A 13,677-nucleotide genomic window follows, 5' to 3' on the forward strand; every position below is an offset into this window, starting at 1 on the left:
GGATTGGTCTTCAGCGTTGTCAGTAGAATAAGCGCACTAACATATTGAGCAGCTTCGGCTGCTCTTTTGCTTTATGAGAGAACACCCATGACCGCCGCCCACACCCGCATCCTCGAACTGCGCGCTGAACTGGATCAGCACAACTACCGTTACCACGTCCTCGATGAGCCGAGCATCCCGGACGCCGAGTACGACCGGTTATTCCATGAGTTGAAGGCTCTGGAAGCCGAGCACCCGGAACTGGTGACGCGTGATTCACCGACGCAGCGGGTCGGCAGTGCGGCGCTCTCGGCGTTCACCCAGGTCAAGCACGACATTCCGATGCTCAGCCTGGGCAATGCCTTTGATGAAACCACCATGCTCGAATTTGATCGCCGGGTTACCGAAGGTCTCGACTTGCCGGTGGGCGATCTGTTTGGCGGGGGTGCAGCGGTGGAATACAGCTGCGAGCCCAAGCTGGACGGCCTGGCGGTCAGCCTGCTGTATCAGGATGGCGAACTGGTGCGCGGCGCCACGCGTGGCGATGGCACCACTGGCGAAGACATCAGCGTCAACGTGCGCACCGTGCGCAATATCCCGTTGAAACTGCACGGCAGCGGCTGGCCGGCGACCCTGGAAGTGCGCGGCGAAGTGTTCATGTCCAAGGCCGGCTTCGAGCGCCTCAATGCCTCGCAGCTGGAAGTGGGCGGCAAGACTTTCGCCAACCCGCGTAACGCCGCCGCCGGCAGCCTGCGTCAGCTGGACTCGAAGATCACCGCCAGTCGGCCGCTGGAATTTTGCTGCTATGGCGTGACCACGGATATCAGCGACACCCATATCGGCAACCTGCAACAGCTTCAGAAGTGGGGCATGCCGATCAGCCGTGAGCTGAAGCTGGCCAAGGGCATTCAGGATTGCCTGGAGTATTACCGTGATATCGGCGAGCGACGTAACAGCCTCGCGTATGAAATCGACGGTGTGGTGTTCAAGGTCAACAGCATTGCCTCCCAACGTGAGTTGGGTTTCCGCGCCCGTGAACCACGCTGGGCCATCGCGCATAAATTCCCGGCCATGGAAGAGCTGACCGAACTGCTTGACGTGGAATTCCAGGTCGGCCGCACCGGTGCCGTAACGCCGGTAGCACGCTTGAAGCCGGTCAAGGTCGCCGGTGTAACGGTGTCCAACGCAACCTTGCACAACATGGACGAAGTTGCGCGCCTGGGTGTGATGATCGGCGACACCGTGATCATTCGCCGCGCCGGTGATGTGATCCCGCAGGTCGTGTCGGTGGTGCTCGAACGCCGCCCGGAAAACGCCCGTGCCGTGCCGATCCCCGAAAGCTGCCCGGTGTGCGGTTCCCATGTGGAGCGCACGCAACTGGTCAAGCGCAGCAAGGGCAAGGAAACCGTCAGCGAAGGCGCGGTGTACCGCTGCGTCGGGCGCCTGGCCTGTGGCGCGCAGCTCAAGCAGGCGATTATCCATTTCGTCTCGCGGCGTGCCATGGACATTGACGGCCTGGGCGACAAAACCATCGAGCAATTGGTGGATGAAAAGCTCATCGGCTCGCCGGCTGACCTGTACAAACTCAAATACGAGCAGATCATCGACCTGGAAGGCTTTGCCGATATTTCCAGCAAAAAGCTGATCACCGCCATCGAAAACAGCAAGACCCCGACCCTGGCGCGGTTTATCTACGCCTTGGGCATTCCGGACGTGGGCGAGGAGACAGCCAAGGTCCTTGCGCGCTCGCTGGCGTCACTGGAGCGCGTGCAGCAGGCCTTGCCCGAAGTGCTGACGTACTTGCCGGACGTGGGCCTGGAAGTCGCCCACGAGATTCACAGTTTCTTTGAAGACAGCCACAACCAGGAGGTGATTGGTGCGCTGCTGTCGCCGGATGAGTGCGGCTTGCAGTTGCAGGATCAGGGCGAGCTGAGCGCCGAATTCGCCGCCAGCACTACCTTGGGCGGCTTGCTCGACAAGCTGCATGTGCCGTCCGTGGGCCCAGGGGCTGCGCAAAAGCTTGCCGACAAGTTTATAAGCCTCGAAGGCGTGATCAAGGCCGACTGGCTGGACATGCGCCAGGCGCTGCCCGAGAAGCAGGCCAAGGCGGTGCGCGAGTTTTTTGATAACCCGGACAATGCCAACCGTGCCCTGGCCATCGAGCAGCAGCTCAAAGACTTCGGCATGCACTGGCAGAGCGAGAAGAAGGTCGTCGAAGGCTTGCCGGAAGCGGGGCATACCTGGGTGCTGACCGGCTCCCTGGAGCTGATGAGCCGCGACGTGGCCAAGGACAAGCTCGAAAGCCTGGGCGCCAAGGTCGCGGGTTCTGTTTCGGCCAAGACCCACTGCGTGGTCGCCGGGCCGGGCGCGGGTTCCAAGCTGGCCAAGGCCACTGAGCTTGGCCTCAAAGTGCTGGACGAAGAGGCGTTTGTCGCCTTCCTGGCCAAACACAACATCACCGTCTGACGCTCGTTCCCACGCTCTGTGGGAACGATCTTTCACGGTAAATGATCTAGTCTTGGTCACCCAGGGAGAGATCGCCATGTTCCGCTACTTCGAGCAACTCAGTACGCGCATCGCCGCACCGTTCATGGCCGGATCCTCGCGTAACAGCAAGGTGTGGCAGTGCCGCTGCGGCCAGTCGCTGTTCTTTCGCAACAGTCAATGCCTGGCCTGCTCGGCCCTGCTGGGCTATCAGCCCCAGCAAAGTCGGTTGTCGTCTTTGCAGCCCGGCCCCGTCGAAGGCACCTGGCTACAGGACGACAACCTCGACGCCGGCGCCTTCCGCCGCTGCGCCAACCTCGACACCCCGGCCGCCTGCAACTGGCTGATTCCGGCCCACAGCACCGCAGCGCTGTGCGTGGCCTGTAGCCTTAACCGCACCATCCCTGACCTGTCGATCCCGGAAAACCCCGAACGTTGGCGCAAGGTCGAAACCGCCAAGCGCCGGTTGGTGGCGCAACTGATCAGCCTGGGCCTGCAGGTGGTGCCCAAAAGTGTTGACGAGAACAGCGGCCTGGCTTTCGATTTCGTCGGCATCGACCTGGAAGGCAACGCACCGACCACCGGCCATGCCAACGGCCTGATCACCCTCGATATCAAGGAAGCCGACGACGCCCATCGCGAGAAAGTCCGTGTGCAAATGCGCGAGCCGTATCGCACATTGCTCGGGCACTTTCGCCACGAAGTCGGCCATTATTACTGGGATCGGCTGATCGCCAACAGCCATTGGCTTGAACCGTTTCGCCAGCTATTCGGCGACGAGCGCGCCAGTTACGCCGAGGCACTCGACCAGCACTACCAGAACGGCCCGCGCCCCGACTGGCAGCAAACCTGTGTCAGCGCCTACGCGACCATGCACCCCTGGGAAGACTGGGCCGAAACCTGGGCTCACTACCTGCACATGATGGACGCCGTCGACACCGCGTTGGGCTTTGGTATGAGCGCCCGCGAGATGGACCTGGATTACCAGCCATTCCCGTTGACCACGCTCTACGACCCCGAACACCCTGGCGGCCCGGCCTTCCTGTCGTTCGTCAACGCCTGGATCGAACTGGCCGGTATGCTCAACGAGCTGTCACGCAGCATGGGCCAGCCGGATTTCTACCCCTTTGTGTTGCCGCCGGCGGTGATCGCCAAGCTGCACTTCATTCACTTGGTGATTCAGGAAGAGGGCGGCAGGGCAGACAGGGCCGTGATTTTGTAGCGGCACAAGTGCTTGAGCCCCTTCATATTTTTAATCCGGAACAACGGTTGTAACTTCCGATGAGATCGGTACAATGGCGCGGCTTGCCGAGAGGCCAGCGTCGTTATGGTGACCCCATCGGTCCCCCCGCAACGATTACCCGTGAACCTGGTCAGAGCCGGAAGGCAGCAGCCACAGCGGGAACATTGTGTGCCGGGGTGTGGCTGGTGGGGTTGCCTCCATAACGCTCTTCCTTGTTTTCACCCTTCCTGTTTCAAATCAAACACTCTTTTACTCGCTCATCTGCGATTTTTTGCGCAGCGTGACGGCTTTGTGCTGGAAAACTTTCAGTTGCCTGCTAGCGTCATTCTTGTAAGCGACCCTGTGCTGGAGTAGTGAAGATGTGATGGCACTCCTTTGATCCATTAAGGTGATTGCCATGCCCGCACTTCTCAGTGCTTCAGTCGGTACCCCAGGCAAGGCGCGTAATGTGCTTGCTGATGTTCAGTACATTCAGCGTCTGTTTAACCTGATCACACCCCACCCCGCTTCGCGGCTGGTGGAAGATGGCAAGTGCGGTCCGCTGTTGTTGCAGCGCATCAACGACTATCAGGTGAATCGTCTCAAGTTCAGTAACCCCGATGGGGTGATTGACCCGGCAGGCCGCACGTTCAGCAGCCTGGTAGAAGATGCGAGCAAGGCCAGTCCAGGCGTGCCACCCCATCAGCCGTTAGTCACCCAGGCCACGTGTGACGGTCGTATCACCCTCACCGATGCTGACTTTCAGAGCGCCGCCACAGCATTGGGTAATGGTGTTTCAGTGAACCTGATCAAGGCATTCGCCACGGTGGAGTCCGGTGGACGTTCCGGGTTCGGGCCGGCCAAAATGCCGGTTATCGCCTACGAGGGCCATATCTTTCGCAAGTACACGCAACAAAAGTACGACAGGGCCTACCCGTTTCTCTCATACCCTTATCTGGAAAAGGCCGGCCCGCAATGGTGGGCTAACAACAGGGATCAAACCAAGGCCTGGCAGACCCTGGCCGATGCATTCGAGTTGGACCAGGAGGCAGCGCTGATGTCGGCGTCCTACGGCATGTTTCAGGTCATGGGCTTCAATTTTGCGGCGTGCGGATTCAAAAACGTGTTTGATTTTGTTGCGGCGATGAAACTCAATGCCGGCCAGCAATTGATGGCGTTCGTTGGTTTTTGCCGCAAGAATCCGGCCTTGCTCAAAGCCATGAAGAACAAGGACTATGCCGGCATGGCGCGCAATTACAACGGCAAAGACTATGGTGACTACGATCGGCGGATTCAGCGCGCCTATGAGGCGCTGGAAAGGAAAAAGTAGTGGCGTATGACGGGTGTTTCACAACGTGCAAAGCGCCCACTGGACAACCCAAAACCAACTTGTTAGTTTCCGCCAGCCATTTGTTTCAATTCATGACAAGTGTGCCGCGCTGATATTGAAGTGCTATCACTTCTCTAATTAACAAGGATGTCTTGATGAAAAGCCTGCCAGGGTTGCCACGTCTTATCAGTGCTTCAGTGGGCGCGCCGGGTAAAGCGCGCAATTTGCCCGCCGATGTTCAGTGCATTCAGTATTTATTTAATTTGATCATTCCCAAAATGGGCTTTGCGTTGACCGAGAACGGTAAGTGCGATGGCCAATTGGTGCAGTGCATCAGCCAGTACCAGTTCCGGCATCTCAAGTATGCGCACCCCGACGGCGTGATCGACCCTACCGGTCGAACCTTCAACAGCCTGATCGAAGAAGCAGTGAAAGTGCCGGTAAAAGCTTTCCCGGCGATGCGCATTCCCAGCTTTCTCAACGCGTTCGGCAATAACGGCGGCGATGCGGTCCAGGCCACGGTGAATGTGTACCTGGAGCGCATGCGCGCCATGATCGAAGCCGAGCGACGCAACCGGCAACTGATGCTCCAGGCTACGTGTGACGGCGGCATGACATTGACCGACACCGACTTTCAGAGCGCTGCCACACAGTTGGGCAGCGGCATTTCGGTGAATATCATCAAGGCGTTCGCCACGGTCGAATCCGGCGGGCGTTCCGGTTTCGGGCCTGCCAAGTTGCCGGTGATTGCCTTTGAAGGGCACTTGTTTCGCAAGTACACCAAGCATATCTACGACCAGGCGCACCCGTTGCTGTCTTATATCTACGTGAGAAAGGCCGGGCCGCAGTGGCAGGTTAATAACAAGGATCAGACCAAGGCCTGGGAGACCATGGCCACCGCGTTTGCGCTGGATCAGGAGGCGGCATTGATGTCGGCGTCCTGGGGTATGTTTCAAATAATGGGGTTCAACTACACCTCCTGCGGTTACAAAACGGTGTTTGAATTCGTCGCAGCGCTGAAGATCAATGCCGGTAACCAATTAAAAGCATTTATCGGTTTTTGCAGCCAGAGCCCGGCCCTGATCAAGGCCATGAAAGATAAAGATTACGTGGCCATGGCGCGTAACTATAACGGCAAGGATTACGGCGACTACGACAGCCGTATCAAAAAGGCCTACGAAGCATTGGAAGGGAAGAAATAAGATGAGCCGTTTTCTAGCGTTGAGTGTGTTGTCGTTGTGCGCCTTGGCGCCCACCTTGGCAGGTGCCGCCGAGTTGCACTCCGGCACGTACGAAGGGCTGATGCTGGCGGTCACGCCTGAGCATCAGGTCGAAGGCTACTACGCAGAAGAGCTGGGCGAGGGCGTAATCCGCAGCTGCACGTTCTACCTGCAAGGCCAGCCTGAAGCGCTCACTACCTGGCTCGACAAGGCTTACCCCGGCAGCGTGGCAGCGTCCTCCGACGGCGTGACCTTGACGGTGGAGCAGGGGCGCGAGCATCCCGGTTGCATCAGCGTGCTGATGCCGGAAATCGCTACCGGCCTGGACCTGACCCAAACCGCCAGCAAGCAATGGATCGGCTTGGTGACGGTGACAGCCGACAAGGCTTACCTGCTGAAAAAACCAGGTGCTGACGCAGCCAAGCGCGCGTATATCGTCAAGGATGATGTGGTCGGCGTGCTGGCGTTCAAGGACGGCTGGGCCAAGGTCGAATTCACCAATGCCAAGGACCATACCTACACCGGCTGGATCAGCCAGGACCAGTACGCACGACTGGTTGCGCCGCAAGCCGACTAACCAAACGTCTCCCGCAGCAGCCCGGCAAACGCATCCCGCGCCAGGTGGCGCTGGGTGTCTGTGTGCCAGAACAGCAGGTTGTCCACGGCCTGCAATTCCTCGAACCGGTAGGACGCCAGTTGGTTGGCCTGCTCATAGCGGGCCAGGATGCCTTCCGGGGCCAAGGCCACGCCAATTCCCGCACTGACGCAGCCGATGATCGTGCCCCAACTGGCATAGCTGGCGATGCTCGGCTTGAAAGCGTGCGGTTTGATCCAGTTCTCCAGTGCCGCGCGATACGGGCAGCCCGGTGGCCACACCAGCAAGGTACGGCCGGCGAGGTCTTCAGCGCTGTTGATCGGCGCGCTGGAGGCGCTGGCGATCAGCACCAGACGTTCGCTGTAGACCACGCTGTGTTCGAGCTTGGCGCGCTTGCCGCCCGAGGCCACCAGCGCCACATCGAGGCGATGGTGTTGCAGGTCGTCGAGCAGTTGTGCCCAGGCGCCGGTGACCAGCTCCAGGCTGACATCCGGGTAGCGCCGGTGGTATTCGGCCAGCAGCGGCGGCAGGCGGCCGCTGGCACTGGATTCGACGGCGCCGATGCGCAAGGTGCCACGCGGAATCGCGTTGGCGTCGACGGCGCGTTTGGACTCATCCACCAGTGCCAGGATGCGCTCACAGTAATCGAGGAAGATTTCACCAGCGGCACTGATGGCCAGCCCACGACCAGCGCGAATAAACAGCGGCGTGCCCAGCTCACTTTCCAGCTGCTTGATGCGTGTGGTGATGTTGGATGGCACGCAGTGCAGTTGCAGCGCGGCCTGGGCCACGCTGCCGGTTTGTGCCACGGCGCGCACCATTTTCAGTTGGGCCAGTTCCATTGCTCAGTTCCAATGATTTCAGAAGTCAGAAACGCTTAATTGTCCTGCGCCTTGCGCGGCTCAAGACTGACGGTATTCCTTCTCAGTCTCTGGATGCCGTCGATGAATGCCCCGTCACCCGTAAAGCTTACGCTAGTCATCGCTGGCGTGATCCTCTGTTGGGCCTATTCGCCGATTGGCGTGCACATGGGGCTGCACAGCTACAGTCCTGGCCAATTGGCGCTGCTGAGGTTTCTGATCGCGTCGGTGTTCATGGGCGGCATCGCCCTGGCGGTAGGCATCGGCCGCCCGCGTGTGCGGGATTTGCCGTGGTTGCTGGTATTGGGTTTTTTCGGCGTGTTCCTGCACCACACCAGCCTCAACTACGGGCAACAGTGGGTGACGGCGGCGGCATCGAGTGTGCTGGCGCAGTCGGCGCCGCTGTTCAGTGTGGTGATCGCGTTTTTCTGTTTGAAAGAACGGGTCAGTGTCTGGCGCTGGGGCTGTGTCTTGCTGGGCTTGCTCGGTGTGCTGGTGGTGATCTGGGGCGATCATGGCGTTGGTGATATCGACCCGCGCGGCTTGTTGATCCTGCTGGCAGCCGTGTCGTGGAGCGTGTATTTCGCCATCCAGAAATACTACGCGCATCGCTACAGCCCGCTGACCATGGCGTGTTACATGGTGTGGGCGGGCACCTTGATGCTGTGTGTGAACCTGCCGGGCTTGCCGGCTGCGGTGGCCCAGGCGCCACTGCCGGAGAACCTGTCGGTGCTGGTATTGGGTATTTTCCCCAGCGCCCTGGCCTACCTGGCCTGGGGCTATGTGCTCAAGCACGTGGACGTCAGCCGCGCTTCGGTGGCGATGTACCTGATTCCGCCGGTGGCCATGCTGATGGCTTCGACACTGCTGGGCGAGCACATTGCCTTGCAAGTGATACTGGGCGCGGTGATCGTGCTGGCCAGTGTCGCCGCCATCAGCCTTGAAGGGCGCTGGCGCTCAATCGCTCAGGCTGAACGCGCGCAGCCGGTGGCCGTCGAGGTCCTCGGCGACAAAGGTGTAGCCGAAGTCCAGGTGGGTCGGTGATTGGATGATGGTTGCGCCGCGCTCTACCCATTGAGCGTGCAGGGCGTCCACGGCGGTCGGGTCCGCCAGCGAAAAACCAACCTCACCGCCGCCGCCGGTAAGGTGAGCCGCAGGCTCTACGGTGTGACGCGACCACAGCCCCAGCTTGACGCCGTTGTCGAGGATGAACAGGGCGAACGTCGGGTTCAGTTCCACCGGTGGCTTGCCCAGCAAGCGGCTATAGAAGTTGGCGCTGGTGGCCGGGCTGTCGACGTAGAGCAGGAAGTAATGGGCGACGGTGTGCATGCAGGCTCCTTGAGAACGGGCGGTTAAGTGAGCCCAGTCTAGGGGGTAGCCCTGTCAGTTCTTGTCAGGAGTGTTCTTGTAAGGAGTCTGCATCGGTCGCGCATTTTCCCCGGTGTAGAGTTTGATCAGGTCGTCGATCTCGCCCGACATTTTCATCCGCAGCAGCGTGCGCAAGATCCGTTGCACCGGCACGTCAGGGTCATTACGCACGATGCAGCCCAGGCTTTGTTCGTCGATCACCGCGACCTTATGCAGCCGCAGGTTTTCGGGCAGCTTCAGGTTGAAACGGTCCAGGGTCCATTCGTTGATCACGGCGTATTCGAAACGCGCGGCCACCAGCTTATGCAGCACTAACTCTTCGCTGCGCGAATCGTCGCGGGTCAGTTGGCCACTGGCGAACAGCGGTTCGAGCACGGCATAACGGTAGTTGAGCACCGTGCCAATGGCCTGCGGTGCCAATTTGGCCACCTGAACCGGCAGGGCGTGAGCACTGACCAGCACATTGCGTTGCACCATCAAGGGCACGCTCCAGGTGTAATCGCCGGACAGGTTGCCGACCCAATCATGGGCGACATAGCAGCGCACATCGACCTCGGCGCGTGCCATCGCGCCGGCCAGACGTGCCCGCGCCAACACGTGGAACTCGGCTGGCCGCCCGACCTGGGTGGCCAGGCTCAACATCAAGTCATACAAAATGCCCTGGGTGGGCTGGTCGCCCTCTATCTGGGCCATGGGCATTGCCCAGCTGTCGGAAACCGAAAAACGCAACGGCGCGGGCGCCGCAAGGCTGACTACGGAAATCATCCATAAAGCGCCCAGGACTACGCGCATACACTCTCCGGGTTCAGGCCTTTGTGGGGCCATTCAGGAGAGCTTAGTCAGATTAGACGAGCGTGCCGGATGCAATTTCCCCCTTGCTCCGCTAGCATTACCGGCTTCCGCTTCCCAGTTGCGACGGTTTTCGATGAGTTATCAGGTTCTTGCACGTAAATGGCGTCCGCGCTCGTTCCGCGAAATGGTCGGCCAGACCCATGTGCTCAAGGCTCTGATCAATGCCTTGGACAGCCAACGGCTGCACCACGCCTACCTGTTCACCGGTACTCGGGGGGTGGGCAAGACCACTATCGCGCGCATTATTGCCAAGTGCCTGAACTGTGAAACCGGCATCACGTCGACACCCTGCGGCACCTGTTCGGTATGCCGCGAGATCGACGAAGGGCGGTTTGTCGACCTGATCGAGATCGACGCCGCGAGCCGCACCAAGGTCGAAGACACCCGCGAGCTGCTCGACAACGTGCAGTACGCGCCGAGCCGTGGGCGCTTCAAGGTCTACCTGATCGACGAAGTGCACATGCTTTCCAGCCATTCCTTCAACGCGCTGTTGAAAACCCTGGAAGAGCCGCCGCCCTACGTTAAGTTCATCCTGGCCACCACCGACCCGCAGAAACTTCCTGCAACGATTTTGTCGCGGTGCTTGCAGTTCTCCCTGAAAAACATGACGCCTGAGCGCGTGGTCGAGCACTTGACCCATGTGCTCGGCGTTGAGAACGTGCCGTTCGAAGACGACGCGTTGTGGCTGCTTGGCCGCGCCGCCGATGGTTCGATGCGTGATGCCATGAGCCTCACCGACCAGGCCATTGCCTTTGGTGAAGGCAAGGTCATGGCCGCGGATGTGCGCGCCATGCTCGGCACTCTGGACCACGGCCAGGTGTTCGACGTGTTGCACGCGCTGATCGAAGGTGACGCCAAGGCGTTGCTCGAAGCCGTGCGCCACTTGTCGGAGCAAGGCCCGGACTGGAACGGCGTGCTCTCGGAAATCCTCAATGTGCTGCACCGCGTGGCCATCGCCCAGGCGTTGCCCGAAGGTGTCGACAACGGCCATGGCGACCGCGACCGCGTGTTGGCGCTGGCCCAGGCGTTGCCGGCCGAAGATGTGCAGTTCTACTACCAGATGGGCCTGATCGGCCGCAGGGATCTGCCCTTGGCGCCGGACCCGCGGGGTGGCTTTGAAATGGTCTTGCTGCGGATGCTGGCCTTCCGGCCCGCCGACTCGGCAGACGCACCGAGACAGCCGCTAAAGCCAGTGGGGATCAGCCAGGCCACAGTTGATTCCGCCAAACCAGTGGCTGGCGCGGCGGCAGTCGCACCAGTAGTTGCTGCACCTGAACCTGCGCCAGTTGCTCCGGCGCCAGAACCAGTGGTTGCCGCGCCGGTGGTCGAACCTGCGCCCGTGGTTGAGCCTGAACCTGCTCCCGCGCCGGTGGTTGACCTGCCTTGGAACGATCCGGTCGACGCCGAAGCTGAACCTGAGCCTGAAGTCGAGCAAGTACCTGCCGTGGAGCCCGTGCTGGAAACTACCGGCGAGCAGCCCGAACTGACGCCGATGCCTACGCCGACTCCGGACAGCGCGGTGCCGGACGCCCCGGAATGGGTGTCGGCACCGGTTCCCGAGCCGACCGTTGCGCAGGTGGACGCCGCCACACCGGGTATCGATCTCGATGACGAGCCGCCGCTGGACGAAGATTACATCGAGCCGGACATGGACTCGGCCTACAGCTACCTGGACGACTTGGCCAGCGAGCACACCGCCGAGCCGGCCCCCGAGCCCGAAGCGGAACCCGCTGCCGCCCCGGCCACCGGCCTGGCGTTGCAATGGTTGGAATTGTTTCCGAAATTGCCAATCTCCGGCATGACCGGCAGCATCGCCGCCAACTGCACCTTGATTTCCATCGAGGGCGACCACTGGCTGTTGCACCTGGACCCGGCCCACAGCGCCTTGTTCAACGCCACCCAGCAACGCCGACTCAACGATGCGCTCAACCAGTACCATGAACGCACGTTGACCATCGCCATCGAACTGATCAAGCCTGAGCAGGAAACCCCGGCCCAGGCGGCGACTCGCAAGCGCATCAACCGTCAGCGCGAGGCTGAAGACTCGATCCATGGCGATCCGCTCATCCAACAGTTGATGCAACAGTTCGGTGCGGTGGTGCGTCACGATACTATTGAACCTGTCGAAGCCCCGGTGCCCCAAGTGTCATGAAACCGGGCTACTAATTGATTGATCCACGTACTTTGAGGTGATTCCCATGATGAAAGGTGGCATGGCCGGCCTGATGAAGCAGGCGCAGCAGATGCAGGAAAAGATGGCCAAGATGCAGGAAGAACTGGCCAACGCCGAAGTCACCGGTAAAGCCGGTGGCGATATGGTCAGCGTGGTGATGACCGGTCGTCACGACATCAAGCGCGTAAGTATCGACCCAAGCGTGTTGCCTGGCGTGGGCGAAGATGACCTGGAAATGCTCGAAGCGCTGTTCGCCGCGGCCGTCAACGACGCCGTGCGCAAGATCGAAGCCAACAGCCAGGAAAAAATGGGCGGCGTCACCGCCGGCATGCAACTGCCGCCGGGCATGAAGCTGCCGTTCTGATCGTGCAGCGTTAGCTAGACTCAAATGCCAGGCATCACGCCTGGCATTTTTGTTTGTGCTGTGATCGTCCCCACGCTCTGCGTGGGAATGCCGCCCCAAGACGCTGCGCGTCTAATATGAACCCTGGCATGGCACGCAGGGTCTGCACCCTATACCGAAAGATTCGTTAAAGGAGCCCCTCATGCCTCAAGAGCCCATTCTTAACCAACGCATTGTCCTGGTCTCGCGCCCGCAAGGCGCACCCACGCCGGAAAACTTTCGCCTGGAACGCGTGAATCTGCCGGAATTGGCTGATGGCCAGGTGTTGCTCAAAACCCTGTACCTGTCCCTCGACCCCTACATGCGTGGACGCATGAGTGATGCGCCGTCCTACGCAGCTCCGGTGGAAATCGACGAAGTAATGACCGGTGGTGCTGTCAGCCGTATCGAACAATCGCGTAACCCGAAGTTCGGCGTGGGTGACCTGGTAGTAGGTTCCACCGGCTGGCAGAGCCATAGCATATCCGACGGGCACAACCTGATCCCGGTGCCCAAAGGCCTGGCCAGCCCCTCGATGGCACTGGGCGTCTTGGGCATGCCCGGCATGACCGCCTACATGGGCCTGATGGACATTGGCCAGCCCCAGGCCGGGGAAACCCTGGTGGTGGCGGCTGCCTCTGGCGCGGTGGGCTCGGTGGTCGGGCAGGTGGCCAAGCTCAAGGGCTTGCGCGTGGTGGGCATTGCCGGCGGTGCTGACAAGTGCCGTTATGTGGTCGATGAGCTGGGCTTTGACGCCTGTATCGACCACAAGAGCGCCGATTTTGCCCATGAGCTGGCGTTGGCCTGTTTCAAAGGCGTGGACATCTACTTTGAAAACGTCGGCGGCAAGGTCTTCGATGCCGTGCTACCGCTGCTCAACCCCAAGGCGCGCATTCCGCTGTGCGGTCTGATCGCCGGCTACAACGCCCACGAAGCTCCCAGCGGTCCTGATCGGCTGCCGGCACTGCAACGCACTTTGTTGACCAAGCGCGTGCGCATCCAGGGCTTTATCGTGTTCGACGACTATGGCGATCGCCAGCCCGAATTCCTCAGCGCCATGGCGCCGTGGGTGCGCGACGGCAAGATCAAGTTCCGCGAAGACGTGGTTGATGGCCTGGAACAGGCACCCGAAGCCTTTATCGGTTTGCTCGAAGGGCGCAACTTCGGCAAGTTAGTGGTGCGCGTCGCGCAGGATTGAGCATTTGACGCTAA

Annotated in this window: 12 protein-coding genes and 1 other RNA gene; 10 read left to right on the plus strand and 3 right to left on the minus strand. The window is 60.5% G+C overall.

The features are described from left to right. Positions 1-87 precede the first annotated feature (87 nt). The 6 genes from ligA to FFI16_RS04980 all read left to right on the plus strand — a co-directional run bounded on the left by ligA (position 88) and on the right by FFI16_RS04980 (position 6,812). Positions 88-2,445, plus strand: coding sequence for an NAD-dependent DNA ligase LigA (gene ligA, locus FFI16_RS04955; protein ID WP_138814368.1), 2,358 nt, complete (start codon positions 88-90; stop codon positions 2,443-2,445). A 76-nt stretch (positions 2,446-2,521) separates the two neighbouring features. Continuing rightward, positions 2,522-3,685 (plus strand): putative zinc-binding metallopeptidase, encoded by a 1,164-nt coding sequence (locus FFI16_RS04960; RefSeq protein WP_138814369.1) that lies wholly within the window; start codon positions 2,522-2,524, stop codon positions 3,683-3,685. Positions 3,686-3,800: 115 nt separating this feature from the next. Further along, positions 3,801-3,897: signal recognition particle sRNA small type (gene ffs / locus FFI16_RS04965), an RNA gene on the plus strand. Positions 3,898-4,103: 206 nt separating this feature from the next. Next, positions 4,104-5,015: an N-acetylmuramidase family protein gene (locus FFI16_RS04970; RefSeq protein ID WP_138814370.1), complete on the plus strand. Its 912-nt coding sequence runs from the start codon at positions 4,104-4,106 to the stop codon at positions 5,013-5,015. A 155-nt stretch (positions 5,016-5,170) separates the two neighbouring features. Beyond that, positions 5,171-6,217, plus strand: coding sequence for an N-acetylmuramidase family protein (locus FFI16_RS04975; RefSeq protein ID WP_138814371.1), 1,047 nt, complete (start codon positions 5,171-5,173; stop codon positions 6,215-6,217). Between the two features lies 1 nt (position 6,218). Continuing rightward, positions 6,219-6,812, plus strand: coding sequence for a hypothetical protein (locus FFI16_RS04980; protein ID WP_138814372.1), 594 nt, complete (start codon positions 6,219-6,221; stop codon positions 6,810-6,812). On the opposite strand, the gene FFI16_RS04985 is transcribed toward FFI16_RS04980, so the two are convergent. After that, on the minus strand, positions 6,809-7,672 hold the full coding sequence (locus tag FFI16_RS04985) for a LysR family transcriptional regulator (protein ID WP_017134792.1): 864 nt from the start codon (positions 7,670-7,672) through the stop codon (positions 6,809-6,811). The genes FFI16_RS04980 and FFI16_RS04985 overlap by 4 nt on opposite strands. 102 nt (positions 7,673-7,774) lie before the next feature. Here FFI16_RS04985 and FFI16_RS04990 point away from each other — a divergent pair, with 102 nt between their 5' ends. After that, positions 7,775-8,734, plus strand: coding sequence for a DMT family transporter (locus FFI16_RS04990; RefSeq protein ID WP_138814373.1), 960 nt, complete (start codon positions 7,775-7,777; stop codon positions 8,732-8,734). Here FFI16_RS04990 and FFI16_RS04995 read toward each other — a convergent pair. Then, complete coding sequence (locus FFI16_RS04995; RefSeq protein WP_138814374.1) at positions 8,648-9,019, minus strand: VOC family protein; 372 nt, start codon at positions 9,017-9,019, stop codon at positions 8,648-8,650. The genes FFI16_RS04990 and FFI16_RS04995 overlap by 87 nt on opposite strands. Before the next feature lie 54 nt (positions 9,020-9,073). Continuing rightward, positions 9,074-9,850 (minus strand): amino acid ABC transporter substrate-binding protein, encoded by a 777-nt coding sequence (locus tag FFI16_RS05000; RefSeq protein ID WP_138814375.1) that lies wholly within the window; start codon positions 9,848-9,850, stop codon positions 9,074-9,076. A gap of 133 nt (positions 9,851-9,983) precedes the next feature. On the opposite strand from FFI16_RS05000, the gene dnaX reads away from it, so the two are divergent. From dnaX to FFI16_RS05015, 3 genes are all read left to right on the plus strand, one after another. Continuing rightward, positions 9,984-12,062, plus strand: a complete 2,079-nt coding sequence (gene dnaX / locus FFI16_RS05005) for a DNA polymerase III subunit gamma/tau (RefSeq protein WP_138814376.1) — start codon at positions 9,984-9,986, stop codon at positions 12,060-12,062. A gap of 46 nt (positions 12,063-12,108) precedes the next feature. Next, complete coding sequence (locus tag FFI16_RS05010; RefSeq protein ID WP_003175481.1) at positions 12,109-12,447, plus strand: YbaB/EbfC family nucleoid-associated protein; 339 nt, start codon at positions 12,109-12,111, stop codon at positions 12,445-12,447. A gap of 181 nt (positions 12,448-12,628) precedes the next feature. Beyond that, positions 12,629-13,663, plus strand: a complete 1,035-nt coding sequence (locus tag FFI16_RS05015) for an NADP-dependent oxidoreductase (RefSeq protein ID WP_138814377.1) — start codon at positions 12,629-12,631, stop codon at positions 13,661-13,663. The last annotated feature ends 14 nt before the right edge of the window (positions 13,664-13,677 follow it).

This window comes from Pseudomonas sp. KBS0710 (genome assembly GCF_005938045.2).
Taxonomy (GTDB): Bacteria; Pseudomonadota; Gammaproteobacteria; order Pseudomonadales; family Pseudomonadaceae; genus Aquipseudomonas.

Coding starts and splice junctions, on each gene's coding strand:
- ligA (WP_138814368.1), top strand. CDS start 88: ATGACCGCCGCCCACACCCGCATCCTCGAACTGCGCGCTGAACTGGAT.
- FFI16_RS04960 (WP_138814369.1), top strand. CDS start 2,522: ATGTTCCGCTACTTCGAGCAACTCAGTACGCGCATCGCCGCACCGTTC.
- FFI16_RS04970 (WP_138814370.1), top strand. CDS start 4,104: ATGCCCGCACTTCTCAGTGCTTCAGTCGGTACCCCAGGCAAGGCGCGT.
- FFI16_RS04975 (WP_138814371.1), top strand. CDS start 5,171: ATGAAAAGCCTGCCAGGGTTGCCACGTCTTATCAGTGCTTCAGTGGGC.
- FFI16_RS04980 (WP_138814372.1), top strand. CDS start 6,219: ATGAGCCGTTTTCTAGCGTTGAGTGTGTTGTCGTTGTGCGCCTTGGCG.
- FFI16_RS04985 (WP_017134792.1), bottom strand. CDS start 7,672: ATGGAACTGGCCCAACTGAAAATGGTGCGCGCCGTGGCACAAACCGGC.
- FFI16_RS04990 (WP_138814373.1), top strand. CDS start 7,775: ATGAATGCCCCGTCACCCGTAAAGCTTACGCTAGTCATCGCTGGCGTG.
- FFI16_RS04995 (WP_138814374.1), bottom strand. CDS start 9,019: ATGCACACCGTCGCCCATTACTTCCTGCTCTACGTCGACAGCCCGGCC.
- FFI16_RS05000 (WP_138814375.1), bottom strand. CDS start 9,850: ATGCGCGTAGTCCTGGGCGCTTTATGGATGATTTCCGTAGTCAGCCTT.
- dnaX (WP_138814376.1), top strand. CDS start 9,984: ATGAGTTATCAGGTTCTTGCACGTAAATGGCGTCCGCGCTCGTTCCGC.
- FFI16_RS05010 (WP_003175481.1), top strand. CDS start 12,109: ATGATGAAAGGTGGCATGGCCGGCCTGATGAAGCAGGCGCAGCAGATG.
- FFI16_RS05015 (WP_138814377.1), top strand. CDS start 12,629: ATGCCTCAAGAGCCCATTCTTAACCAACGCATTGTCCTGGTCTCGCGC.